Origin of the sequence: Candidatus Pantoea persica (genome assembly GCF_013753875.1) — a bacterium.
In the GTDB taxonomy this organism is placed as follows: domain Bacteria; phylum Pseudomonadota; class Gammaproteobacteria; order Enterobacterales; family Enterobacteriaceae; genus Pantoea; species Pantoea persica.
The window spans coordinates 35,731-60,848 of sequence record NZ_SMDS01000019.1; the positions used below are offsets into that span (position 1 = coordinate 35,731).

At 58.0% G+C, this 25,118-nt stretch carries 16 protein-coding genes and 5 pseudogenes; 17 read left to right on the plus strand and 4 right to left on the minus strand.

Annotation, left to right across the window (positions count from 1 at the left end; genetic code table 11):
- Positions 1-31: 31 nt before the first annotated feature.
- Positions 32-1,249, minus strand: a complete 1,218-nt coding sequence (locus EIO60_RS10830) for a pyridoxal phosphate-dependent aminotransferase (RefSeq protein ID WP_258576805.1) — start codon at positions 1,247-1,249, stop codon at positions 32-34.
- Positions 1,250-2,191: 942 nt separating this feature from the next.
- On the opposite strand from EIO60_RS10830, the pseudogene lrhA reads away from it, so the two are divergent.
- From lrhA to EIO60_RS10905, 15 genes and pseudogenes are all read left to right on the plus strand, one after another.
- Positions 2,192-3,114: pseudogene (lrhA, locus tag EIO60_RS10835) on the plus strand (transcriptional regulator LrhA).
- 674 nt (positions 3,115-3,788) lie between these two features.
- Positions 3,789-4,226 (plus strand): NADH-quinone oxidoreductase subunit A, encoded by a 438-nt coding sequence (locus tag EIO60_RS10840; protein WP_258576806.1) that lies wholly within the window; start codon positions 3,789-3,791, stop codon positions 4,224-4,226.
- 15 nt (positions 4,227-4,241) lie between these two features.
- Positions 4,242-4,919 carry a NuoB/complex I 20 kDa subunit family protein gene (locus EIO60_RS10845; RefSeq protein WP_258576807.1) on the plus strand — a complete coding sequence of 226 codons (678 nt, stop codon included), beginning with the start codon at positions 4,242-4,244 and terminating at the stop codon, positions 4,917-4,919.
- A 117-nt stretch (positions 4,920-5,036) separates the two neighbouring features.
- Complete coding sequence (gene nuoC / locus EIO60_RS10850; protein WP_258576808.1) at positions 5,037-6,836, plus strand: NADH-quinone oxidoreductase subunit C/D; 1,800 nt, start codon at positions 5,037-5,039, stop codon at positions 6,834-6,836.
- A gap of 2 nt (positions 6,837-6,838) precedes the next feature.
- Complete coding sequence (gene nuoE / locus EIO60_RS10855) at positions 6,839-7,354, plus strand: NADH-quinone oxidoreductase subunit NuoE (RefSeq protein WP_258576809.1); 516 nt, start codon at positions 6,839-6,841, stop codon at positions 7,352-7,354.
- Between the two features lie 2 nt (positions 7,355-7,356).
- Positions 7,357-8,697: an NADH-quinone oxidoreductase subunit NuoF gene (gene nuoF / locus EIO60_RS10860; RefSeq protein ID WP_258576954.1), complete on the plus strand. Its 1,341-nt coding sequence runs from the start codon at positions 7,357-7,359 to the stop codon at positions 8,695-8,697.
- A 106-nt stretch (positions 8,698-8,803) separates the two neighbouring features.
- Positions 8,804-11,527, plus strand: a complete 2,724-nt coding sequence (gene nuoG, locus EIO60_RS10865) for an NADH-quinone oxidoreductase subunit NuoG (protein WP_258576810.1) — start codon at positions 8,804-8,806, stop codon at positions 11,525-11,527.
- Positions 11,524-12,501 (plus strand): NADH-quinone oxidoreductase subunit NuoH, encoded by a 978-nt coding sequence (nuoH, locus tag EIO60_RS10870; protein ID WP_258576811.1) that lies wholly within the window; start codon positions 11,524-11,526, stop codon positions 12,499-12,501. The genes nuoG and nuoH overlap by 4 nt, the downstream gene beginning before the upstream one ends.
- A gap of 11 nt (positions 12,502-12,512) precedes the next feature.
- A complete protein-coding gene (nuoI, locus tag EIO60_RS10875; protein WP_258576812.1) occupies positions 12,513-13,055 on the plus strand; it encodes an NADH-quinone oxidoreductase subunit NuoI in 543 nt (180 codons plus the stop codon).
- 10 nt (positions 13,056-13,065) lie between these two features.
- The gene (nuoJ, locus tag EIO60_RS10880) at positions 13,066-13,605 is read left to right on the plus strand and encodes an NADH-quinone oxidoreductase subunit J (protein ID WP_258576813.1); all 540 of its coding nucleotides are present in this window, start codon (positions 13,066-13,068) and stop codon (positions 13,603-13,605) included.
- Positions 13,602-13,904 (plus strand): NADH-quinone oxidoreductase subunit NuoK, encoded by a 303-nt coding sequence (gene nuoK, locus EIO60_RS10885; protein WP_258576814.1) that lies wholly within the window; start codon positions 13,602-13,604, stop codon positions 13,902-13,904. The genes nuoJ and nuoK overlap by 4 nt, the downstream gene beginning before the upstream one ends.
- Complete coding sequence (nuoL, locus tag EIO60_RS10890; protein ID WP_258576815.1) at positions 13,901-15,736, plus strand: NADH-quinone oxidoreductase subunit L; 1,836 nt, start codon at positions 13,901-13,903, stop codon at positions 15,734-15,736. The genes nuoK and nuoL overlap by 4 nt, the downstream gene beginning before the upstream one ends.
- Before the next feature lie 210 nt (positions 15,737-15,946).
- A complete protein-coding gene (gene nuoM, locus EIO60_RS10895) occupies positions 15,947-17,467 on the plus strand; it encodes an NADH-quinone oxidoreductase subunit M (RefSeq protein WP_258576816.1) in 1,521 nt (506 codons plus the stop codon).
- Between the two features lie 5 nt (positions 17,468-17,472).
- Positions 17,473-18,930, plus strand: coding sequence for an NADH-quinone oxidoreductase subunit NuoN (gene nuoN, locus EIO60_RS10900; RefSeq protein ID WP_258576817.1), 1,458 nt, complete (start codon positions 17,473-17,475; stop codon positions 18,928-18,930).
- Positions 18,931-18,991: 61 nt separating this feature from the next.
- Positions 18,992-19,416, plus strand: a pseudogene (locus tag EIO60_RS10905) (GNAT family N-acetyltransferase).
- A gap of 111 nt (positions 19,417-19,527) precedes the next feature.
- Here the strand turns inward: EIO60_RS10905 and EIO60_RS10910 are convergent.
- The gene (locus EIO60_RS10910) at positions 19,528-21,138 is read right to left on the minus strand and encodes a glucan biosynthesis protein D (protein WP_258576818.1); all 1,611 of its coding nucleotides are present in this window, start codon (positions 21,136-21,138) and stop codon (positions 19,528-19,530) included.
- A 277-nt stretch (positions 21,139-21,415) separates the two neighbouring features.
- Here EIO60_RS10910 and elaB point away from each other — a divergent pair, with 277 nt between their 5' ends.
- Positions 21,416-21,727, plus strand: a complete 312-nt coding sequence (gene elaB, locus EIO60_RS10915) for a stress response protein ElaB (RefSeq protein WP_258576819.1) — start codon at positions 21,416-21,418, stop codon at positions 21,725-21,727.
- Between the two features lie 261 nt (positions 21,728-21,988).
- Positions 21,989-22,201: pseudogene (locus EIO60_RS10920) on the plus strand (molybdopterin-binding protein); the annotation flags it as partial.
- Here the strand turns inward: EIO60_RS10920 and nrdB are convergent.
- Positions 22,192-23,120: pseudogene (nrdB, locus tag EIO60_RS10925) on the minus strand (class Ia ribonucleoside-diphosphate reductase subunit beta); the annotation flags it as partial. The pseudogenes EIO60_RS10920 and nrdB overlap by 10 nt on opposite strands.
- A pseudogene (gene nrdA, locus EIO60_RS10930) lies at positions 23,119-25,094 on the minus strand (class 1a ribonucleoside-diphosphate reductase subunit alpha). The pseudogenes nrdA and nrdB, both read right to left, overlap by 2 nt.
- Between the last annotated feature and the right edge of the window lie 24 nt (positions 25,095-25,118).

Genomic DNA, 25,118 nt, shown 5'->3' on the forward strand with positions numbered 1-25,118 from the left:
CCCCAAATGCTGTCAGTATACGCGGCAGGTTTTACTGGCGATAGCCTTGCAGGAAGCGGTCGAATTTGCCGATCGCCATCTCCAGATCGTCGACGCGCGGTAGGGTAACGATGCGCACGTGATCCGGCCATGGCCAGTTAAAGGCGGTGCCCTGAACCAGCAGCACTTTTTCCTGCAGCAGGAAATCCAGCACCATTTTCTGGTCGTCGTGGATGTTGAACTTCTTCGCGTCGATGCGCGGGAACATGTAGAGCGCGCCGTTGGGCTTGACGCAGCTGACGCCGGGGATGTCATTGATCAGCTCCCAGGCGCGCTGGCGCTGCTCATAGAGGCGGCCGCCCGGCGTGATAAACTCGCTGATGCTCTGGTAGCCGCCCAGCGCGGTCTGAATGGCGTGCTGCGCCGGCACGTTGGCGCACAGGCGCATCGAGACCAGCATTTCCAGCCCTTCGATGTAACCTTTAGCATGCTTCTCAGGCCCGTTAAGCACCATCCAGCCCTGGCGAAAGCCCGCCACGCGGTAGGTTTTGGAAAGACCGTTGAAGGTCACGGTCAGCAGATCCGGCGCCAGCGCGGCGATCGAATGGTGCTGTGACGAGTCGTAAAGGATCTTGTCGTAGATCTCGTCAGCGAAGATGATCAGGTTATGCTGACGCGCGATCTCGACGATCTCCAGCAGCAGCGCTTTGCTGTAGACCGCGCCCGTCGGGTTGTTAGGGTTGATAATGACGATACCGCGTGTGCGCGGCGTAACTTTGCTGCGGATGTCGTCAAGATCGGGGAACCAGTCGGAGGATTCGTCGCACAGGTAGTGAACGGCCTTACCGCTGGAGAGCGATACCGCCGCGGTCCAGAGTGGGTAGTCTGGCGCCGGCACCAGCATTTCGTCGCCGCTGTTGAGCAGCGCCTGCATCGCTTGCACGATCAGCTCCGACACGCCGTTGCCGATATAGATATCTTCAACCGTGACGTCGCGCATCTCGCGCGCCTGATAGTGCTGCATAATCGCTTTACGCGCGGAGTAGAGGCCTTTGGAGTCGCAGTAGCCCTGCGCGCTCGGCAAGTTGCGGATAACGTCCACCAGAATTTCATCGGGCGCTTCGAAACCAAAAGGCGCCGGGTTGCCGATGTTCAGCTTGAGGACCTTGTTGCCTTCTTCTTCGAGACGTTTAGCCTCTTTAAGTACCGGCCCGCGGATGTCGTAACAAACATTTTCCAGCTTGCCGGATTTATCAATTTGAAAAGTCATTTTTTAACCGCCTTAATGGGCAGCATCTTTTTACTGCCTCAGAAATCAAACCAGCACAATGTACTCTCCTCATCGTCACAAAAGAAGGGCAGCGGTAGGTTTTGGCGTGTTAGTCATTTTTTTACCTTAAGCGTGGCGGAAAGCATAATTTCTTTGGCATTAACTGGTTACTCGCACTGTCGGTAGGGTTTCCAGCAATATATTCGACTGTAATGTGCCTGTTCGCCTGTAAAGATCGCTGTCCGTCGCCTGACGGGTTAATCAAGAAATTCTGGCTTGGAAACGGCAGGAAAAAGCGGGTAGATGAATGCAAAGTAGTTAAGGTATTTTACATGAATGTTCAAAAAAAAACGGATAAGCCAACCCGCTGGCGGCTGCGCCAGTATGGGAGCAATGTGGGCATGAAATCACCAGAATAGTTCCCTGTCAGAAAGAGCCAACTACTGCCTGATAAAAGGCATTTATGGCGCATCTTTACACTTTATCTCGACTTTCAGAAACAGGGCGGTTAAAAACTTAGCAGGGATGTGTCAGAATAACCCTGAAATGCGATCAGGTCAAAAATTACGATGCTTTTCACAAAATCATTTCCATTTTGGACTCAAATGATTATTTGTCGTATTTAACTGCTACACATTCCATAATCCTGTAGCTGGCTTCCCCGTCCTTGAAGCGGACGGTGCTTTAGACAACAACGCAGCTTTCTGCATTTGTGCACCCGCGCTGTCAGCCCAGAAGTTGTTTCTGTCTACCTACTTAACGCTGCCTTCCCGCTGTGTCGGGATTAGCAGTTGTCGATATTCGTATGATATGAATTTCTCTGTCGGTCTCACACAGGGCCAGCAATGAGTATCATTACCGCTTATCGCATTGATAAGTCGCATAACAACACAGAATAACACTAGGGTAGTAGTTTTTAAAAATCTTATAAGTGAAGAAAACATGACTAATGCAAATCGTCCGATACTGAATCTCGACCTCGAGCTGCTGAGAACATTTGTTGCTGTTGCGGACCTGAACACTTTTGCGGCCGCCGCTGCCGCCTTGTGCCGAACTCAGTCTGCCGTCAGCCAGCAGATGCAGCGTCTGGAGCAATTGGTAGGTAAAGAGCTGTTTGCCAGACATGGACGTAATAAGTTATTGACCGAGCATGGTATTCAGCTATTAGGCTATGCTCGGAAAATCCTGCGCTTCAACGACGAGGCCTGCACGTCGCTGATGTACAGCAATATCCATGGCGTACTGACCACTGGCGCCTCGGATGATACGTCCGACACCATCCTGCCGTTTTTGCTTAACCACGTCACCTCGGTTTATCCGAAGCTAGCGATTGACGTTCGCGTCAAACGCAATCCTTCCATGATGGAGATGCTGAATCAGGGCGAAGTGGATCTGGTCGTCACTACCTCCAGCGTCGGCAGCTTTACCCATCAGGCCCTGCGTACGTCGCCGACGCTCTGGTACTGTGCGGCGGACTACATCTTTCAGTGCGGGGAAGCTATTCCGCTGGTGCTACTCGATGAGCCGAGCCCCTATCGCGATATGGCGATCGACCATCTCAACGAGGCGGGCATTCCGTGGCGCATCTCTTACGTCGCGTCAACACTGGCTTGCCGTGTGCCGCCGTTAAAGTGGGTCTGGTCGTCACCGCGCGTCCCGTGGAGATGATGAGTCCTGAACTGCGCGTAATGGGTGCGGCGGAAGGTCTGCCGGTGCTGCCGGACACACAGTACCTGCTGTGCCGCAATCCTGATAGCGATAACGAACTGGCGCTGACGATCTTCAATGCCATGCAGTCCACTAACGATCCCGACAACCTGAGCGCAAACCCGGACGGGACGCTGCTGCTGGATGACGAAGAGTAATTCGCTCTTAACGGAGCTGTCTGTGTTTTATTTTAACGCGATTGTTAATTGTTAAAACCGTAATAAAAAGGCCATTCTCGATGCTTACGCCGCGAAGGGCCTTTTTTATGCGTTTAAACCTGCCAAATCTCCGCGCTGACCGCCAGAAAAGTAGAGCTGCCTGCGGTGAATGAAATATTATTTCTTTTTGTCATAAATTGAAGCTTTCTCTTTTTATTTTATAAAGCTGGAAATTTCGTTCCGGATCATTTTGCCGTCTGCTGAAAAAAGGGACAAAAAGGCCCATTTTGTGTTCTGGATCAAAAAAATACCCCTGCTAAGGGGAAGGAAAACCCAGTAAAGCCTGTCAAAATATATTGGCTAAATGCACGATCCATGCATTTTAAATCACGCTACACTTTAAAAGACCATACAGACTGAAGCGATTTAGCTGGTGTCGCGCGCATCATATGTTAAAATTTTGATGCTTGTGTAAAATAATCTTTGGATACTTTTGTCAAAGTTGACAAAAGGTTATAGAAAGGGGTAAAAACCCTATAAAATTGCTGCCTAATTGATAATGACAGCATAATTTATACGGTTTTTATCCTTCCCTTGAATCGATGTGGTGCGTTTGCTGCAAGTGACCCGCGCAGGATGTCATCGCCACTTTTGATGAGTAAGCAAAAAAGAGTATGTCAACAGCCACCGAAGTCGTCGCTCATCACTGGGCGTTTATCATATTTGTCATTATCGCTTTCGGCCTTTGCGCCTTTATGCTGACCGGAGGATGGCTTTTAGGTGGTCGCGCCCGCGCCCGTCATAAAGAGACACAGTTTGAATCCGGTATTGAATCCGTTGGCGACACCCATATCCGCCTGTCGGCAAAGTTCTACCTCGTCGCGATGTTCTTCGTCATCTTTGACGTGGAAGCGCTCTTTTTATACGCATGGGCGACCTCTATTAGAGAAAGCGGCTGGGTCGGCTTTGTGGAAGCCGCAATTTTCATTTTGGTGCTTCTGGCGGGGCTGGTCTATCTGGTACGTATTGGCGCGCTGGACTGGGCGCCCGCACGTCGTCGCGTGGTGGTCAAATCCAAACCGATCAGTCACTCCAACCCTCATAAGCAGTAAAAGCGAGGCAATCTGATGGACTATACGCTCACCCGCATAGACCCGAACGGTGGTGAGAACGACCGTTATCCTCTGCAAAAGCAGGAGATCGTCGCCGATCCCCTTGATCAGCACGTCCATCGCAGTGTCTACATGGGCAAGCTTGAGCATGCCCTGCACGACATGGTGAACTGGGGCCGCAAGAACTCCCTGTGGCCTTACAACTTTGGTTTGTCCTGCTGCTACGTAGAGATGACCACCTCTTTCACCGCTGTGCATGACGTGGCGCGTTTCGGCGCGGAAGTTATGCGCGCCTCGCCGCGTCAGGCGGACTTTATGGTGATCGCCGGCACCCCCTTTACCAAAATGGCACCGGTGATTCAGCGTCTCTATGACCAGATGCTGGAGCCGAAGTGGGTGATCTCAATGGGCGCCTGTGCCAACTCCGGCGGCATGTACGACATCTACTCTGTGGTGCAGGGCGTAGACAAGTTCCTGCCGGTTGACGTCTACATTCCCGGCTGCCCGCCGCGCCCGGAAGCCTATATGCAGGCGCTGCTGCTGCTGCGCGAATCCATAGGCAAAGAGCGTCGCCCGCTGTCGTGGGTGGTTGGCGATCAGGGCGTTTACCGCGCCAATATGCAGTCGGAACGTAAAAGAAAACGCGGCGAGCGCATTGCCGTAACTAACCTTCGCACGCCTGACGAAGTGTAAGAACACCGTATATGGATGGATTTTACGCCCGCAGCAAAACATCACAATTTAATGCGCGGCCCCATCCTGACGCCTTCTTTTGAATGCCTGGCGACAGGCCGGAATGGTGAGTAACGTATGACAGATTTAACCACGCACGATCTCGCTCAGCCTGTATGGCAAGCCCGGGATCACCTGGATGACCCGGTGATCGGCGAGCTGCATAACCGTTTTGGGCCGGATGTCTTTACCGTTCAGCCAACCCGCACGGGCGTTCCCGTAGTCTGGGTAAAGCGCGAACAGCTGCTGGAAATCGTGACCTTCCTGCGTAAGCTGCCAAAGCCCTACGTAATGCTCTATGACCTGCATGGCATGGACGAGCGTTTGCGTACCCACCGCGCCGGTCTGCCCGCCGCGGATTTTTCCGTTTTCTACCACTTTCTGTCGATCGAGCGTAACCGCGACATCATGCTGAAAGTGGCGCTGTCGGAAAACGACCTGCATCTGCCGACGCTGACGAAAATTTTCCAGAACGCCAACTGGTACGAGCGTGAAACCTGGGAGATGTTCGGCGTCACCTTCGACGGACACCCGCACCTGACGCGCATCATGATGCCGCAGACTTGGGAAGGGCATCCGCTGCGCAAGGATTACCCGGCGCGCGCCACCGAATTCGACCCCTTCACGCTGACCAAGCAGAAAGAAGATCTGGAGATGGAGGCGCTGACCTTCAAGCCGGAAGACTGGGGCATGAAGCGCAGCACCAACAGCGAGGACTTTATGTTCCTTAACCTGGGGCCGAACCACCCGTCGGCGCACGGTGCGTTCCGCATTATCCTGCAGCTGGACGGCGAAGAGATCGTCGACTGCGTGCCGGATATCGGCTACCACCACCGCGGCGCGGAAAAGATGGGCGAGCGCCAGTCCTGGCACAGCTACATTCCCTATACCGACCGCGTGGAGTACCTAGGCGGCTGCGTGAATGAGATGCCCTACGTGCTGGCGGTAGAAAAGCTGGCGGGCATCGTGGTGCCGGACCGCGTTAACGTTATCCGCGTGATGCTCTCTGAGCTGTTCCGCATCAACAGCCACCTGCTCTATATCTCGACCTTTATTCAGGACGTCGGCGCGATGACGCCGGTGTTCTTTGCCTTTACCGACCGTCAGAAGATCTACGACGTGGTGGAAGCCATCACCGGCTTCCGCATGCATCCGGCTTGGTTCCGCATCGGCGGCGTGGCGCACGACCTGCCGAAGGGCTGGGAGCGCCTGCTGCGCGAGTTCCTCGACTGGATGCCGAAGCGCCTGAAAGAGTATGACAAAGCCGCGCTGCGCAACAGCGTGTTGGTGGGCCGTTCCAAAGGTGTCGCCGCCTATAATATGGATGAAGCGCTGACTTGGGGAACCACCGGTGCCGCGCTGCGCGCCACCGGTCTTGATTTTGACGTGCGCAAATGGCGTCCTTACTCAGGCTATGAAAACTTCGACTTTGAGATCCCGGTAGGCGCCGGCATTAGCGACGCCTACACCCGCGTACAGCTGAAGATGGAAGAGATGTGGCAGTCGCTGCACATTCTGGAGCAGTGCCTGAAAAATATGCCGGAAGGGCCGTTTAAAGCGGATCATCTGCTGACCACGCCGCCGCCGAAAGAACGCACGCTGCAGCACATCGAAACTCTGATCACCCACTTCCTGCAGGTGTCTTGGGGGCCGGTGATGCCGGCTAACGAATCGTTCCAGATGATTGAGGCGACCAAAGGGATCAACAGCTACTACCTGACCAGCGACGGCAGCACCATGAGCTACCGCACCCGCGTGCGTACGCCGAGCTTCCCGCACCTGCAGCAGATCCCGTCGGTGATCCGCGGCAGCCTGGTATCCGACCTGATCGTTTACCTCGGTAGTATCGATTTTGTTATGTCAGACGTGGACCGCTAATTATGCACGATCAAAAAATTGCCATTCGTACGATCGACCCCAACGAGGTCTTCGTGCTGAGCGCGGAAGAGCACCACGCTATCGAGCACGAAAAACACCACTATGAAGATGTGCGCGCGGCGTCGATTGAGGCGCTGAAGATCGTGCAGAAGCAGCGCGGCTGGGTGCCGGACGGTGCCATCAACGCCATCGCCAAGGTGCTGGGCATTCCGGCCAGCGACGTCGAAGGGGTCGCCACCTTTTACAGCCAGATTTTCCGCCAGCCGGTTGGCCGCCACGTGATCCGTTATTGCGACAGCGTGGTGTGCCACATCACCGGCTATCAGGGCATTCAGGCGGCGCTGGAGCAGAACCTGAACATTAATCCGGGCCAGACCACGGCGGACGGACGCTTTACGCTGCTGCCGACCTGCTGCCTGGGCAACTGCGACAAAGGGCCGACCATGATGGTGGATGAAGACACCCACGTTCATCTGACGCCGGAAGGCATTGCCTCGCTACTGGAGCAGTATCAATGACCATCAAGCAGATCATTCGTACTGCGGAAACCCATCCGCTCACCTGGCGCATGCGCGACGACCAGCAGCCGGTGTGGTTTGAGGAGTATCGCAGCAAAAACGGCTACGCCGGCGCGGAGAAAGCGCTTAACGGCATGGCGCCTGATGAGATCGTGGCGCTGGTAAAAGACTCCGGCCTGAAAGGGCGCGGCGGCGCGGGCTTCTCCACCGGACTGAAGTGGAGCCTGATGCCGAAAGACGAATCTATGAACATTCGCTACCTGCTGTGCAACGCCGATGAGATGGAGCCGGGCACCTATAAAGACCGTCTGCTGATGGAGCAGATGCCGCACCAGCTGGTGGAAGGTATGCTGATCAGCGCCTTCGCCCTGAAAGCCTATCGCGGCTACATCTTCCTGCGAGGCGAGTATATCGAAGCGGCGGTGCACCTGCGCCGCGCTATCGTCGAGGCGACCGAAGCGGGCTTTCTCGGCAAAAACATTCTCGGTACCGGCTTCGACTTCGAGCTGATCGTGCACACCGGCGCGGGCCGATACATTTGCGGCGAAGAGACGGCGCTGATCAACTCGCTGGAAGGGCGTCGCGCTAACCCGCGCTCCAAGCCGCCGTTCCCGGCGAGCGCCGGCGCCTGGGGCAAGCCGACCTGCGTTAACAATGCGGAAACCCTCTCCAACGTGCCGGCGATCCTCGCCAACGGCGTCGAGTGGTACAAGGGGCTGTCGAAAAGCGAAGACGCCGGCACTAAGATGATGGGCTTCTCCGGCCGGGTGAAAAATCCGGGTGTGTGGGAGCTGCCGTTCGGCATCACCGCGCGCGAGATCCTGGAAGACTACGCTGGCGGCATGCGCGACGGGCTGCGCTTCAAAGCCTGGCAGCCGGGCGGCGCGGGCACCGACTTCCTCATCGAGCAGCACCTCGACCTGCCGATGGAGTTCGCCAGCATCGGCAAAGCGGGCAGCCGTCTCGGCACCGCGCTGGCGATGGCGGTCGACCACAAGATCAATATGGTGTCGCTGGTGCGCAACCTGGAAGAGTTTTTCGCGCGCGAGTCGTGCGGCTGGTGTACGCCGTGCCGCGACGGCCTGCCGTGGAGCGTGAAGATCCTGCGCGCGCTGGAGCAGAGAAAAGGACAACCGGGGGATATCGAAACCCTGCTACAGCTTTGCCGCCAGCTCGGCCCAGGCAAAACCTTCTGCGCCCACGCGCCTGGCGCGGTGGAGTCGCTGCAGAGTGCAATTAAATATTTCCGTGAAGAGTTTGAAGCCGGCATGGCACCGCAGGTCTTTGGCAATACCCGCGCGATTGGTGGTATTCAGCCTAACCTGCTGAAGGCGCGCTGGTAATTCGCCGCAGCACACGGAACCGGCCCTGCGCCGCTGCCCCGCGCTGCGCGGGGCAAGAATATGATTAACGTTCGTCCTCGACGAGCCTTACGGAAGTATGTTCAATATGGCTACAATCCATGTAGACGGTAAAGAATATGATGTGAACGGAGCGGACAACCTGCTGCAGGCGTGTCTCTCTCTGGGCCTTGATATTCCTTATTTTTGCTGGCATCCGGCGCTGGGCAGCGTCGGGGCTTGCCGCCAGTGCGCGGTGAAGCAATTCCAGAATGCCGAAGATACCCGCGGCCGTCTCGTCATGTCCTGCATGACGCCGGCCTCCGACGGCACCTTTATCTCTATCGACGATGGCGAAGCGAAAGAGTTTCGCGAAAGCGTGGTGGAGTGGCTGATGACCAACCACCCGCACGACTGTCCGGTGTGCGAAGAGGGCGGCAACTGCCACCTGCAGGATATGACGGTGATGACCGGCCATAGCTTCCGCCGCTACCGCTTCACCAAGCGTACCCACCAGAATCAGGATCTCGGCCCCTTTATCTCCCACGAGATGAACCGCTGTATCGCCTGCTATCGCTGCGTGCGCTACTACAAAGATTATGCCGACGGCAAAGATCTGGGCGTCTACGGCGCGCACGACAACGTCTATTTCGGCCGTCCGGAAGAGGGCACGCTGGAGAGCGAATTCTCCGGCAACCTGGTGGAGATCTGCCCGACCGGCGTCTTTACCGACAAAACCCACTCCGAGCGCTATAACCGTAAATGGGATATGCAGTTTGCGCCGAGCATCTGCCAGCAGTGCAGCGTCGGCTGTAACACCAGCCCCGGCGAGCGCTATGGCGAACTGCGCCGTATCGAGAACCGCTATAACGGCACGGTCAACCACTATTTCCTCTGCGACCGCGGACGCTTCGGCTACGGCTACGTCAACCGCAAAGATCGTCCACGTCACCCGCTGCAGCTGCGCGGCAACGACTGGGTGCAGCTGAATGCGGGACAGGCGGTCAACGCCGCCGCCGACACGCTGCGTCAGGCGAAGCGCGTCATCGGCATCGGCTCGCCGCGCGCCAGCATTGAAAGCAACTTCGCGCTGCGCGAACTGGTCGGGGCGGAAAACTTTTCTACCGGCATGCCGATGGGCGAGCAGCAGCGTCTCGAGCTGATGCTGAAGGTGCTGCGCGAAAGCAACCTCTACACGCCGTCGCTGCGCGAGATGGAAAGCTACGACGCGGTGCTGGTGCTGGGCGAAGACCTCACCCAGATCGGCGCGCGCGTGGCGCTCTCTGTGCGTCAGGCGGTGAAAGGCAAAGCGCGTGATATGGCCGCGGCGCAGAAAGTTGCCGACTGGCAGATTGCGGCAATAATGAACATTGGCCAGCACGCCAAACATCCGCTGTTCGTCACCAACATCGACGAAACCCGCCTCGACGATATCGCCGCCTGGAGCTACCGCGCACCGGTCGAAGATCAGGCGCGTCTCGGCTTCGCCATCGCCAGCACGCTGGATAACGCCGCGCCTGCGGTCAGCGACTTCGACAGCAGCCTGCGTGGCAAGCTGGACGTGGTGGTGCAGGCGCTGGCCGGCGCGAAAAAGCCGCTGATTATTTCCGGCACCCACTCGGGCAGCACGGCGATGATCGAAGCGGCGGCCAACGTCGCCAAAGCGCTGAAGGCGCGCGGCGCCGACGTCGGCATTACGCTGCTGGCGGGCGCGGCAAATAGCATGGGTCTGGGCCTGATGGGCGGCAATACGCTCGACAGTGCGCTGGAGCAGCTGGGCCGCGGCGAAGCGGATGCCGTGGTGGTGCTGGAGAACGACCTTTACCGTCACGCGCCGAAGGCGCAGGTGGATGCCGCGCTGGCTAACACCTCCGGCGTGATTGTGGTCGATCATCAGCGCACTGCGACCCTGGAAAAGGCGGGCTTGGTGCTCTCCACCGCCAGCTTCGCCGAAAGCAACGGCACCTCGATCAACCACGAAGGCCGCGCGCAGCGCTTCTTCCAAGTTTACGATCCCGCCTACTATGACAACAGCATCGTGATGCTGGAGAGCTGGCGCTGGCTGCACTCGCTGCACAGTACGCTGGAGAGCCGTCACATCGACTGGACGCAGCTGGATCACGTTATCGACGCCGTGGTGGCGAAGCTGCCGCAGCTGAAAGGCATCAAGGACGCCGCGCCGGACGCCAGCTTCCGCATCCGCGGGCAAAAACTGGCGCGTTCGCCGAACCGCTCCAGCGGACGCACCGCCGCGCGTGCCAATATCAGCGTGCACGAGCCGCGTCAGCCGCAGGACCAGGACACCATGTTCGCCTTCTCCATGGAGGGCAACAACCAGCCGAGCGCGCCGCGTTCGCAGATCCCTTTTGCCTGGGCGCCAGGCTGGAACTCCCCGCAGGCGTGGAACAAATTCCAAGCCGAAGTGGGCGGCAAGCTGCGCAACGGCGACCCGGGCGTGCGCCTGTTCGAAGCGGGCGACGCGGCGCTGCCGTGGTTCACGCAGGTGCCGACCGCCTTTGTCGGTGGCGAGCAGTGGCGCGTAGCGCCTTACTACCAGCTGTTCGGCAGCGAAGAGATGACGCAGCGTTCGCCGGTGTTCCAGAAACACATGGCGCAGCCGATGCTGGTGATCAGCCAGCAGGATGCGGCGAAGCTGGGCGTTAAAGAAGGCGCCGCCGTGGAGTTCACCTGCTCGGGCGAAATCCTGCGTCTGCCGGTGCGCTTCTCCAGCGCGCTGCAGCCGGGGCAGATTGGCCTGCCGCTGGGTATGCCGGGCATTCCGCCGTTCCTCGCGGGCGCGCACATTGACAAACTGCAGGAGGCGGCGCAATGAGCTGGCTGACACCGGACGTTATCGACATCATCCTGACCGTGGTGAAGGCGATCGTCATTCTGCTGGTCGTGGTGGCCTGCGGCGCCTTTATGAGCTTCGCCGAACGCCGCTTGCTCAGCCTGTGGCAGAACCGCTACGGGCCGAACCGCGTAGGCTGGGGCGGCTCGCTGCAGCTGGCGGCGGACATGATCAAAATGTTCTTTAAAGAGGACTGGGTCCCGCCGTTTACCGACCGCTTTATCTTTATCCTGGCGCCGGTTATCGCCTTTGTGTCGCTGCTGCTGGCGTTCGCCATCGTGCCGGTTTCACCGACCTGGATGGTGACAGATCTCAACATCGGGGTGCTCTTTTTCCTGATGATGGCGGGCCTGGCGGTTTACGCCGTGCTGTTCGCCGGCTGGTCGAGCAACAACAAATACTCGCTGCTGGGCGCAATGCGCGCCTCGGCGCAGACGCTGAGCTACGAAGTTTTTCTCGGTCTGTCGCTGATGGGCGTGGTGGCGCAGGCGGGCTCGTTCAACATGAACGCCATCGTCGAGAGCCAGGCGCACCTGTGGAACATCATCCCGCAGTTCTTCGGCTTTCTCACCTTCTGCATCGCGGGCGTAGCGGTTTGTCACCGCCACCCGTTTGACCAGCCGGAAGCGGAGCAGGAGCTGGCGGACGGCTACCATATCGAATATGCCGGGATGAAGTTCGGCCTGTTCTTCGTAGGCGAATATGTGGCCATCACCACGGTGTCGGCGCTGATCGTGACGCTGTTTTTCGGTGGCTGGCACGGCCAGTTCCTGCCGCCGTTTATCTGGTTCGCCCTGAAAACGGCGTTCTTTATGGTGATGTTTATCCTGATTCGCGCTGCGCTTCCGCGTCCGCGCTATGACCAAGTGCTGTCGTTCGGCTGGAAAGTTTGTCTGCCGTTGACGCTGTTGAACCTGCTGGCTACCGCCGCAGTGATTCTGTACAACGCGCAGTAAGGGGTTGTGAAATGACGTTAAAAGATATTGTCGTTGGCTTCGGCACGACAGTGCGCAGTATCTGGATGATAGGCATGCACGCCTTCGCCAAGCGCGAAACCCAGATGTACCCGGAAGAGCCGGTCTACCTGCCGCCACGCTATCGCGGTCGCATTGTGCTGACGCGCGATCCAGACGGCGAAGAGCGCTGCGTCGCCTGCAACCTCTGCGCCGTCGCTTGTCCGGTCGGCTGCATTTCGCTGCAGAAGGCGGAGATGAAAGATGGCCGCTGGTATCCGGAATTTTTCCGCATTAACTTCTCGCGCTGCATCTTTTGCGGCATGTGCGAAGAGGCGTGCCCGACCACTGCGATCCAGCTGACACCCGACTTTGAGCTGGGCGAGTTCAAGCGTCAGGATCTTGTGTATGAGAAAGAGGATCTACTGATCTCCGGGCCGGGCAAATACCCGGAATATAACTTCTACCGCATGGCAGGTATGGCGATCAACGGGAAAGAGAAGGGCGACGCGGAAAACGAAGCCAAACCTATCGACGTCAAAAGCTTGTTACCTTAAGGAGCCAAGCATGGAATTTGCGTTTTATCTTTGCGGACTGGTGGCGATAGTGACGACGCTGCGCGTTATCACCCACATCAACCCGGTGCATGCGCTGCTGTACCTTATCGTGTTGCTGCTGTCGGTTGCAGGCGTCTTTTTCTCCTTGGGTGCCTACTTCGCCGGCGCGCTGGAGATCATCGTCTACGCCGGCGCCATTATGGTGCTGTTCGTCTTTGTGGTGATGATGCTCAACATGGGCAACGCCACCATGAAACAGGAGCGCGAGTGGCTGCAGCCGTCGCTGTGGATCGGCCCGGGCATCGTGTCGCTGCTGCTGCTGGTAGTGATGGTCTACGCCATCCTGACCGCCAACGACCAGGGCATCGACGGCAATGTCATCGATGCGAAAGCGGTGGGCATCAGCCTGTTTGGCCCTTACGTGCTGGCGGTTGAGCTGGCGTCGATGCTGCTGCTGGCCGGTCTGGTGGTCGCATTCCACGTCGGACGCGAAGATCGTCAGGGCGAAGTGCTGAGCAATCGCGACGCGAATAAGGAGGAGCTCGCATGATACCGTTACAACACGGCTTAATTCTGGCAGCCGTGCTGTTTGTCCTTGGACTGACATCACTGGTGTTGCGCCGCAACCTGCTGTTTATGCTGATCGGCCTTGAGATCATGATCAACGCGGCCACGCTGGCGCTGGTCGTGGCGGGCAGCTACTGGGGCCAGGCGGATGGACAGGTGATGTATATCCTGGCAATCAGCCTGGCGGCCGCCGAAGCCAGCATCTGCCTGGCGCTGCTGCTCCAGCTCTATCGTCGTCGTCAGACGCTTAACATTGATACTGTGAGCGAGATGCGCGGATGACTCTTCTCTATTTAACCATTCTGTTCTCGCTTATCGGCTTTCTGCTGTTAGCGTTTTCCCGTGGCCGCTGGTCTGAGAACCTGTCGGCCGCGATCGGCATGGGCTCGGTAGGCCTGGCGGCGCTGGTGACGCTTTACGTCAGCATCGACTTTTTCGCCAGCGGTCAGCAGCCCTTTACCCAAGCGCTCTGGACTTGGATGCAGGTCGGCAACTTCGATATCAAGGTCAACCTGGCGCTTGACGGCCTATCGTTGACCATGCTGTCGGTGGTTACCGGGGTAGGCTTCTTTATTCACATGTTCGCCTCCTGGTATATGCGCGGCGAAGAGGGCTACTCCCGCTTCTTTGCCTATACCAACCTGTTTATCGCAAGCATGGTGGTGCTGGTGCTGGCGGATAACCTGATACTGATGTATCTCGGCTGGGAAGGGGTAGGGCTGTGCTCCTATCTGCTGATCGGCTTCTACTACAGCAATCCGGACAACGGCAAAGCGGCGATGAAGGCCTTTATCATCACCCGCGTCGGCGACGTCTTCCTCGCCTTTGCGCTGTTTATCCTCTACAACGAACTGGGCACGCTTAACTTCCGCGAGATGATGGAGCTGGCGCCACAGCACTTTGCGGCGGACAACCATATGCTGCAGTGGGCGACGCTGATGCTGCTGGGCGGCGCGGTCGGTAAATCGGCGCAGCTGCCGTTGCAGACCTGGCTGGCAGACGCGATGGCGGGTCCGACGCCGGTGTCGGCTCTGATCCACGCCGCGACCATGGTAACGGCAGGCGTCTACCTGATAGCCTGCAGCCACGGCCTGTTCCTGCTGACGCCGGAAGTGCTGCGCCTAGCGGGCATCATCGGCGCAGTCACGCTGGTGCTGGCGGGCTTCGCCGCGCTGGTGCAGACCAACATCAAGCGTGTGCTCGCCTACTCGACCATGAGCCAGATCGGCTACATGTTCCTGGCGCTTGGCGTTCAGGCGTGGGATGCGGCGATTTTCCATCTGATGACGCACGCCTTCTTTAAAGCGCTGCTGTTCCTCTCGTCTGGTTCGGTGATCCTCGCCTGCCACCACGAACAGAACATCTTCAAAATGGGCGGCCTGCGCAAGAGCATTCCGCTGGTTTACGCCTGCTTCCTGGTGGGCGGCGCAGCGCTGGCGGCGTTGCCACTGGTGACGGCGGGCTTCTACAGTAAAGATGAGATTCTGTTTGGCGCGCTGGCGAGCGGCCATATCAATCTGATGGTGGCGGGCCTGGTAGGCACCTTCCTGACCTCAATCTATACCTTCCGCATGATCTTTATCGTGTTTCACGGTAAAGAGCAGATCCATGCGCATGCGGGCAAAGGCATCACTCATCACCTGCCGCTGATTGTACTGTTGGTGCTCTCGACCTTTGTTGGCGCACTGATTACACCGCCGCTGGCAACGGTGCTGCCGCACAGCGAAACGGGCGAAGCGGGCAAGGTTGGTCTGGAGATCGCCTCTGGCGTCGTGGCCGTGGTCGGCATTCTGATCGCCGCCGCGCTCTGGCTGGGCAAACGTGAGCTGGTGAGCCGCGTCGCCAACAGCACGCCGGGTCGCTTCTTCGGCACTTGGTGGTTCGCCGCATGGGGCTTCGACTGGCTGTATGACAAGGTGTTCGTGAAGCCCTATCTCGGCATTGCCTGGCTGTTGCAGCGCGATCCGCTGAATGCGGTGATGAACCTGCTGGCGCTAGTGTCGCGTATCGCTAACAAATGCCTGGTGGTCAGCGAGAATGGCTACCTGCGCTGGTACGTCACTTCAATGAGCGTGGGTGCCGTGGTGGTGCTGGCGCTGATGCTGGTTGTTTAAGGTTGATGAGCGGGGCGGCTCGCCGAGCCGCCCCAGGTCAAGAATGTAAAAAAATGCCTGCTATAAGGGCGCTATCGGCGCAGCCCGTTTTGTCGCCGCCTGCGTATCGCAGCCGGATCGTACGGAAATACGTGAAGATTGCGCGCGCTGCCAGAGAAAAGATGGTCAGCATGATAGCCCCTCTACAGGCAACAAAAAGGGAAGAACCCCGTGTTATTACCTTGGCTAATAGTTATCCCCTTCGTCGGCGGCCTGCTTTGCTGGCTGGCTGAGCGCCTCGGCGCGAAAACGCTGCGCTGGATTGCTCTGATCACCATGGGCCTGACGCTGGCGCTCTCGCTGCAGCTCTGGCTGCAGGGCGGCTATTCACTGACGCTGGCGGCCGGTATGCCGCAGTGGCAGTCGGAGTTTGCTGTATCCTGGATCCCGCGCTTCGGCATCAATTTCCATTTGGCGCTGGATGGCCTGTCGCTGCTGATGGTGGTGCTGACCGGCCTGCTCGGCCTGATGGCGGTGCTCTGCTCCTGGAACGAAATCGAAAAATATCGGGGCTTTTTCCACCTCAACCTGATGTGGATCCTGGGCGGCGTCATCGGCGTGTTCCTCTCTATCGACATGTTCCTGTTCTTCTTCTTCTGGGAGATGATGCTAGTGCCGATGTACTTCCTCATCGCGCTCTGGGGACATAAGGCATCCGACGGGAAAACCCGCATCACCGCAGCGACCAAGTTCTTCATCTACACGCAGGCGTCGGGCTTGGTGATGCTGATTGCGATTCTGGCGCTGGTGTTCGTCCACTATAACGCCACCGGCGTCTGGACCTTTAACTACAAGCAGCTGCTGAAAACGCCGATGTCGCACACGGTGGAATATATGCTGATGCTAGGCTTCTTTATCGCCTTCGCGGTAAAAATGCCGGTGGTGCCGCTGCACGGCTGGCTGCCGGACGCGCACGGCCAGGCGCCGACCGCTGGTTCGGTGGACCTCGCTGGCATCCTGCTGAAAACGGCGGCCTACGGCCTGCTGCGCTTCAGCCTGCCGCTGTTCCCCAACGCCTCGGCGGAGTTCGCGCCGATCTCCATGTGGCTGGGCATTATCGGCATCTTCTACGGCGCCTGGATGGCCTTCTCGCAGACCGACATCAAACGCCTGATCGCCTACACCTCGATTTCGCACATGGGCTTCGTGCTGATCGCCATCTACACCGGCAGCCAGCTCGCTTTCCAGGGCGCGGTGGTGCAGATGATCGCCCACGGTCTCTCCACTGCGGCGCTGTTTATCCTATGCGGCCAGCTCTATGAGCGCCTGCACACGCGTGATATGTGTCAGATGGGCGGCCTCTGGTCGCGCATCAAGTGGATGCCGGGCCTGTCACTGTTCTTTGCGGTGGCCAACCTCGGTATGCCGGGCACCGGCAACTTCGCCGGCGAGTTTATGATCCTGACGGGCAGTTTCCAGGTGGTGCCAGTGATTATCGTTATCGCCACCTTCGGCCTGGTGTTCGCCTCGGTTTACTCGCTGATCATGATGCAGCGCGCCTACTACGGCGAGGCGAAATCAACCACGCCGCTGCCGGGCATGTCGGCGCGCGAGTTCTTAATGATCATGGTGCTAGTGGTACTGCTAGTGCTGCTGGGCGTTTATCCGCAGCCGATTCTGGATACCTCCCATGCTGCCATGAGCAATATTCAGCAATGGTTTACCGCTTCAATTTCAACTACAAGGCCGTAATTCGCATGACAATAACCCTGCAACAACTGATCGCGTTACTGCCGCTGTTGATCGTCGGATTGACGGTGGTGGTGGTGATGCTGTCCATTGCCTGGCGACGCAATCACTTTGTCAACGCTACGCTGACGGTGGTTGGGCTGAACCTGGCACTGGTCTCACTCTGGTTTGTGGCACAAGCGGGCGCGATGGACGTGACGCCGCTGATGCGCGTCGATTCCTACTCCATGTTCTATACCGCGCTGGTGCTGCTGGCGAGCCTGGCGACCTGTACCTTCGCCTATCCCTGGCTGGCTGGCTTCCCGGACAACAAGGATGAGTTCTATCTGCTGGTACTGATTGCCGCGCTGGGCGGCATCGTACTGGCGAGCGCCAACCATCTGGCGTCGCTGTTTATCAGCGTCGAACTGCTGTCACTGCCGTTGTTCGGTCTGATCGGCTACGCCTTCCGCCAGAAGCGCTCGCTGGAAGCGGCGCTGAAGTACACCATTCTGTCGGCGGCTGCCTCTTCCTTCCTGTTGTTCGGCATTGCGCTGGTCTATGCCGACTCCGGCATTCTGAGCTTCGTGAAGCTGGGCGAGAGCCTGAACGACGTCATGATCCAGCAGCCGCTGCTGCTGGTGGGTCTGGGAATGATGATTATCGGCCTTGGCTTTAAGCTATCGCTGGTGCCGTTCCATCTCTGGACGCCAGATGTCTATCAGGGCGCGCCGGCGCCGGTGTCGACCTTCCTCGCCACCGCCAGCAAGATCGCCATCTTCGGCGTGATTATGCGTCTGTTTATGTACGCGCCGCTGACCGACAGCGAGGCGGTGCGCACTGTGCTCGGCCTGATCGCCTTTGTGTCGATTTTGTTCGGTAACCTCATGGCGATTTCGCAGAGCAACATCAAGCGTCTGCTGGGCTACTCCTCTATCGCGCACCTCGGCTACCTGCTGGTGGCGCTGATCGCGGTGAAAACCCATCAGCTGTCGCTGGAGACCGCCGGCGTCTACCTGGCAGGCTACCTGTTCAGCAGCCTCGGCGCGTTCGGCGTGGTGAGCCTGATGTCTAGCCCCTATCGCGGCCCGGACGCGGACTCGCTCTACTCCTATCGCGGCCTGTTCTGGCATCGTCCGGTCCTGTCGGCGGTGATGACGGTGATGATGCTGTCGCTGGCGGGCATTCCGATGACGCTCGGCTTTATCGGTAAGTTCTACGTGATCGCCTCCGGCGTCAATGCCAGCCTCTGGTGGCTGACTGGCGCGGTCGTCGTCGGCAGCGCCATCGGCCTCTACTACTATCTGCGCGTTACGGTGAGCCTCTATCTCAGCCCGCCGGAGCTGCATATGCGCGACACGCCAGCCAACTGGCCGTTTACCACTGGCGGCATGGTGGTGCTGATCTCCGCCATTCTGGTGCTGCTGCTCGGTGTCTATCCGCAGCCGCTGATTACGCTGGTGCAGATGGCGCAGCCGCTGATGTAAACTGCGTTTACCCTTGTGAAATCAGGCCCACGGGCCTGATTTTTTTCCTTCAGGAGAGTTTATGGAGATCGACTGGCAGGACCTTCACCACCGAAAACTGAGCGCGCGGCAGCTGTACGCCGAGCTGGCGCTGCGCCGTGTTTATCGTTGAACAAAGCTATGCCTATCAGGACGTTGACGGCTAGGAGCTGGTGGCGGATAACCGCGATATTCTGGGGATGCGCGGCGACGAGCTGGTGGGCCTGTACGCGTATTCTGACGCCAGCGGACGCGGTAGCGCCAGTGGCGATTGGGAGGGTTATCGTATCCGCCCGCGCGCATGGGATGAATCTCGGCAACCAGCTGATGGAGCAGGCGCTGCGCAGCTGCGAACAGCACTGGCCGGCGCAGGCGCACCTGCAGGCGTTCTATGGACGCCTCGGCTTTCAGACGGTCGGCGATGTCTATCTGGAAGACAATATTCCCCATATTGATATGCGCAAATAATAAACGGCGAGCTAAAAGCTCGCCGTTTTTGGTCGCAGATACTGAGCCACGCGTGTTACATGGCCTGGTAGTGGTTGGCTACGGCGAGCCTGCAGGCTCGCCGTTTCTCTGTCAGCCCGGCGTCATCTGGCGGTCATCGACATATTTACGCTGATCCGCTGGCGGCGGGAAATACTGATAGAGCCAGGTTTCGCTCAGGGTTTCCTCTTTGGTGCGCAGGAACAGGCGCATATCCACCGTCTTCGTGGCGTCGCTGTTGGGATACCAGTCAAACAGGATGCGGTAGCCGTTAATCGGCTCGACGTAGAGGATCTCAACCTGCTTGAAGGTGCCAGAAGAGAGTGTGATCACCGGCTCGATGACCTTCGGCACAGCGGCCTTCAGGTCGTCGCCGATAAAGTCGATGGCGAAGCGACGGCACCACTGCTCCGGGAAGCAGCCGATGCTGGTGCGGGTGGCGTCGACACGTGCTAGGCCACGGCGTACCGGCGGCAGGCCGCTCCAGTAGAGCTTGTAGGCGAAGCTGAGCTCGCTGCCCACTTTCACCGGCTCGGCCGGCTGCCAGAAGCAGACGATATTATCCAGCGTTTCCCTGGTAGTGGGGATCTCCATCAGGTTAATGACGCCTTTGCCCCATTTGCCTACCGGCTCGACCCACAGGCTGGGGCGCTTGTCGTACCTGCCGATAACGTCCTGGTAATCTTTGACGTCGTGATTCAGCTGCAGCAGGCCGAAGCCGCGCGGATTCTTATCCTCGTAGGCGTTGAACTGCAGCTTCTGCGGGTTATTCAGCGGACGAGCGATCCATTCGCCGCTGCCGCTCCACATAGCCAGGCGATCGGAGTCGTGGATCTGCGGATGGTAGGTGTTGCACATGCGGTGCTCGTAGGTGCCGCAGCTGAACATGCTGGTCATCGGCGCAATGCTCAACTGCCGAATCTCTTTGCACGCGTAGAGATGGTTTTCCACCTCCATCACCACGTGCTTCACCTCGCAATGGATGGTGAACTTGTCGGCACCGGTAAGGCTGGCACCGTCGAGCAGGGCGTAAGCCACGAAGGTGGTGTCTTCCGCCTTAGGCGTTTCGAACCATAAGGCGGTGAAGTCGGGGAACTCTTCGCTGCCGCTGCTGAAGGTGTTCACCGCTATGCTGCGTGCGGAGAGGCCGTACTGGTAGGTCTCGTCGACGGCGTGGAAGTAGCTGGCGCCGAGGAAATAGACAATATCGCGGCGCGCCAGCTCCGGTTTTTTTAAAGGCGCGGAAGCCGGCGAAGCCGAGATCGGTTTTGCCCACCAGCTGCGGGTGTCGACCTTTGCGTTGTTGTAGTTGAACAGCTCCAGGCGGAAGTGGATTTCGCGCGCCTCGCGGCTGTCGGCGTCCACGGAAAACATGCGCATACGGCGCTTGAAGCCCATGCCGACGTGGAAGAACTGCACGTCCAGTTCGCGGTTGGGAATGTTATTCCGCAGCGAGTGGCCGGCATCGTACTGAATTTCGTTATAGGCCTGCGGCGTCAGGGTGGCCAGCGTCTCCGGCAGCGCACCCGGCGCGCCGCCCCAGGGCTGCTTTGCCAGCGCGGCGGCTTTCTTTTTCAAAACCTCTAAATCGAAGCGCACGGCGGTACCGTCTGCAATGCCATCTTCTGCCCAGGCTGATTGCGCAAACAGCGTAGAGAGGGCGGTCATGCCGATGACGGCGGAAAAGGCCATTGACGCTTTCATAAATATTCTTCGATTTATGCCAGAAATTATTGCTTAGCGTTCGAGTGTTTTGTGACTGTCCTGCTCTGCGCTCAAGAGTGAAAAACGCAGATAACAGCAGTGTACGACAGCCCGGTATGGGGAAAATTCAGTTCGCCTTAAATTTATCAGATTTATCAAAAAGGCTGGCGAAATTCGCGCGCGGAAAACTCAGGCGAATCCTGGCAACTGCCGCCTGCAAACGGCGATTTTGCCGCTATAGTTAAAAAGACTGCTTTGCAATGACACGGAGGAAACGATGGTTAAAGAGACAGAAGCTTTTGACCCCAATCTGGACGATGATCTGGCGCTGTTAACGGAAACCCTGGAAGAAGTGCTGAAATCCTCAGGCGATCCGACCGATCAGAAATACATTGAATTAAAATCCAAAGCGGAACAGGTGCTGGAAGACGTGAAATCGCACGTCAGCCATACGTCCGATCACTACTACTATCGCGCGAAACAGGCAGCCTACCGTGCGGACGACTACGTTCATGAGAAGCCTTGGCAGGGCATCGGCATCGGCGCCGCTGCAGGCCTGATGCTCGGTCTACTGCTGGCGCGCCGTTAATCTCAGGCTGACTTCGACGGCGGAATCTTTTCCGCCGTTTTTCCCATCCCGCTTGCCACTTGCTCCGCTTTTTCCTGCTCTTGCCTGCATCGCCTGCAGCTAAACGCGCCTGCTTGGCGCAATAGGCTATTGAGTTTCACCCGCGCGCTTCCTACAGTAAGGCAACGGACCAAAGGAGATGAACACGTGATCAGAGTCGAGATGCTGTCTACAGGGGATGAGGTGTTGCACGGCCAAATCGTCGATATCAACGCCGCCTGACTGGCGGATCTGCTGTTTCAACAGGGTTTGCCGATGACCTATCGCAGCTCGGCGGGGGATTTGCTCTCCTCGCTGGTGGATACGCTGCAGGCGCGCAGCCAGCTGGCGGATGTGCTGATCGTCAACGGCGGCCTCGGCCCGACCAGCGACGATCTCCAGCCGCTGGCCAGAGCTGCGCAGAATAACAATGGCACGGTTCATTTTTACAGCTGGAAGTCGTTAAAGTCGTCTTCGCCCACTTCCGAGTCGATCTGACCCACCAGATAGGAGCTGACTTCCACTTCCTGCGGCGCCACCTGCACGTTGTCCGACACCAGCCAAGAGTTGATCCACGGAATCAGGTTAGAGCGCGTCTGGAACGGCAGATCGAGGCCCACCGCCTGCATGCGGATGTTGGTGATGTACTCGATGTATTGGCACAACAGGATATCTTTGTTCAGGCGGACCATCGAACCGCCGCTAAACAGATACTCCGCCCACTCTTTATCTTGCTCGGCTGCCTTCTTGAACAGATCGAAACATTCGTCGCGGCACTCGGCGGCGATCTCTTTCATCTCTGGATCGTCTTCGCCGGTACGCATCAGGTTCAGCATATGCTGCGTGCCGGTGAGGTGCAGCGCTTCGTCGCGCACGATTAGGCGAATAATCATGGTGTTGCCCTCTATCAGCTCGCGCTCAGCGAAGGCGAACGAGCAGGCGAAGCTGACGTAGAAGCGGATCGCTTCCAGCACGTTGACGCTCATCAGGCAGATATAGAGCTGCTTTTTCAGCGCGTGCACGCTGACGGTGACGCCTTTTCCGTTGACCTGATGGGTGCCTTCGCCCAGCAGATGCCAGTAGTTGGTCATATCGATCAGATCGTCGTAGTACTTAGAGATATCCTGCGTGCGCGCGAGGATCTGCTCATTGGTGACGATATTGCGGATGATATGGGTGTACGAGCGCGAGTGAATGGTCTCGGTGAACTCCCAGGTTTCCAGTTCCGGAATAGAGATCGGCGGCGGCAGCGCCACGTTCGGGCTTCGGCCCTGAATGGAGTCGAGCAGCGTCTGATACTTCAGGTTGCTGATGAAAATATGCTTTTCATGGTCCGGCAGCGCCTAATGATGCGATCGCGCGAGACGTCCACCTCAAATCTTACAAGCGCCGCTTTCGCAACCGTCATGCTGAATGGAAGGCGCCAGATCGTCCTGCGCGTCTTCCGCACCGTCGCGGGTGTTCTGATAGTAGAGCGTTTTGACGCCGAACTTGTACGCCGTCAGCAGATCTTTCAGCAGCTGCTTCATCGGCACCTTGCCGTTGGCGAAGCGCGACGGGTCATAGTTTGTGTTGGAGGAGATCGCCTGATCGATAAACTTCTGCATCAGGCCCGCCAGCTGCAGATAGCCGTCGTTGGACGGCATTTCCCACAGCAGCTCGTACTGATCCTTCAGACGCTCATACTCCGGCACCACCTGACGCAGAATGCCATCTTTCGACGCCTTAATGCTGATATGGCCGCGCGGCGGTTCAATGCCGTTAGTGGCGTTGGAGATCTGCGACAAGGTTTCAGACGGCATCAGCGCCGACAGCGTTGAGTTGCGCAGGCTGTCCCAGCCCAGGTGCAGCGGCTCATTGCAGATGTCGTCGAGATCCTTTTTATAGGTGTCGATCGGCATAATGCCCTGCGCATCGGTGGTTTCGTTAAACTACGGGCAGGCGCCTTGCTCTTTCGCCAGCTCTTCTAGGTCAAGGTCATCTAGGCTCTCAATAGCGCCGAGGTTGAACGCCGACAGCGTACAGAGCGCGATTTCGCCGTTTTCGTCGTTGACGTCTTCCAGCGGCTTGGTCGGCAGCGTAATCTCCAGGCAGAGGTTGGACTGGCGCACCGGCGCGATGCTGGCGTCGAACGGGCTGTGGGTGTTGCAGTGGTCGATGTTCTGAATGTAGATGTGGCCAGTGGAGGTGCGCTCCTGCATCATCAGCGAGAAGAGATCGATCGCTTTCACGCGCTGTTTGCGGATGCTGTCGTCCTGCTCATATTTGGTGTAGAGACGCTCGAATTCGTCCTGATTGGCGAAGAAGGCGTCATAGAGGCCCAGCACGTCTGAGGGGCTGAACAGGGTGATATCTTCGCCTTTCGGCAGGTGCTGATACATCAGCTTGTTGATCTGCACGCCGTAGTCCATATGACGCACGCGGTTCGCTTCTACGCCGCGGTTGTTCTTCAGCACCAGCAGGCTTTCCACTTCCAGATGCCACATCGGGTAGAACAGCGTCGCCGCACCGCCGTGCACGCCGCCCTGCGAGCAGGACTTCACCGCTGTCTGGAAATGCTTGTAGAACGGAATACTACAGCCGGTGTGAAACGCTTCGCCGCCGCGGATCGGGCTGCCCAGCGCGCGAATGCGGCCAGCGTTGATGCCGATGCCCGCGCGCTGCGACACGTACTTCACGATGGCGCTGGAGGTAGCGTTAATGGAGTCGAGGCTGTCGCCGCACTCGATCAGCATGCAGGAGCTGAACTGGCGCGTCGGGGGGTGCACGCCGTACATGATCGGCGTCGGCAGCAAAATCTTGAAGGTGGAGATGGCGTCGTAGAAGCGCTTGATATAGTCCATGTACGTGTCGCGCGGATAGCCGGAGAACAGGCAGGCGGCCACCAGAATGTAGAGGAACTGCGCGCTCTCGTAGATATCGCCGGTGACGCGGTTCTGCGCTAGGTAGAAGTTTATGTTGCGCCAGTGGTCGATAAAGCTGTCCATCTGCTTTAAATCTTCAACGCTGTAATCTTCCAGCAGGTGGCGGTCATATTTGCCCATCTCCAGCGGCTCAAACTGGCCGTAGGTTTTTTTACGCATGTGGAAGATCGCCTGGCGGGCGACGATATACTGGTAGTCTGGCGCATCGCGCGAGATCAGGTCTGCTGCGGCCTTGATGATGATGGTTTCATGGATATCGGACGTCCTGATGCTATCATAAAACTGAATATGGGAGCGCAGTTCGACCTGCTAGGCGGAGACATTGTTCAGTCCTTCCGCCGCCCAGTCGAGGACCCGGTGAATTTTATGAGATCAATGCGTTCCTGGCGGCCATCGCGTTTAGTAACAAGCAGACTTTGATTCATGTCACGTTATACCATCCGTAAGTG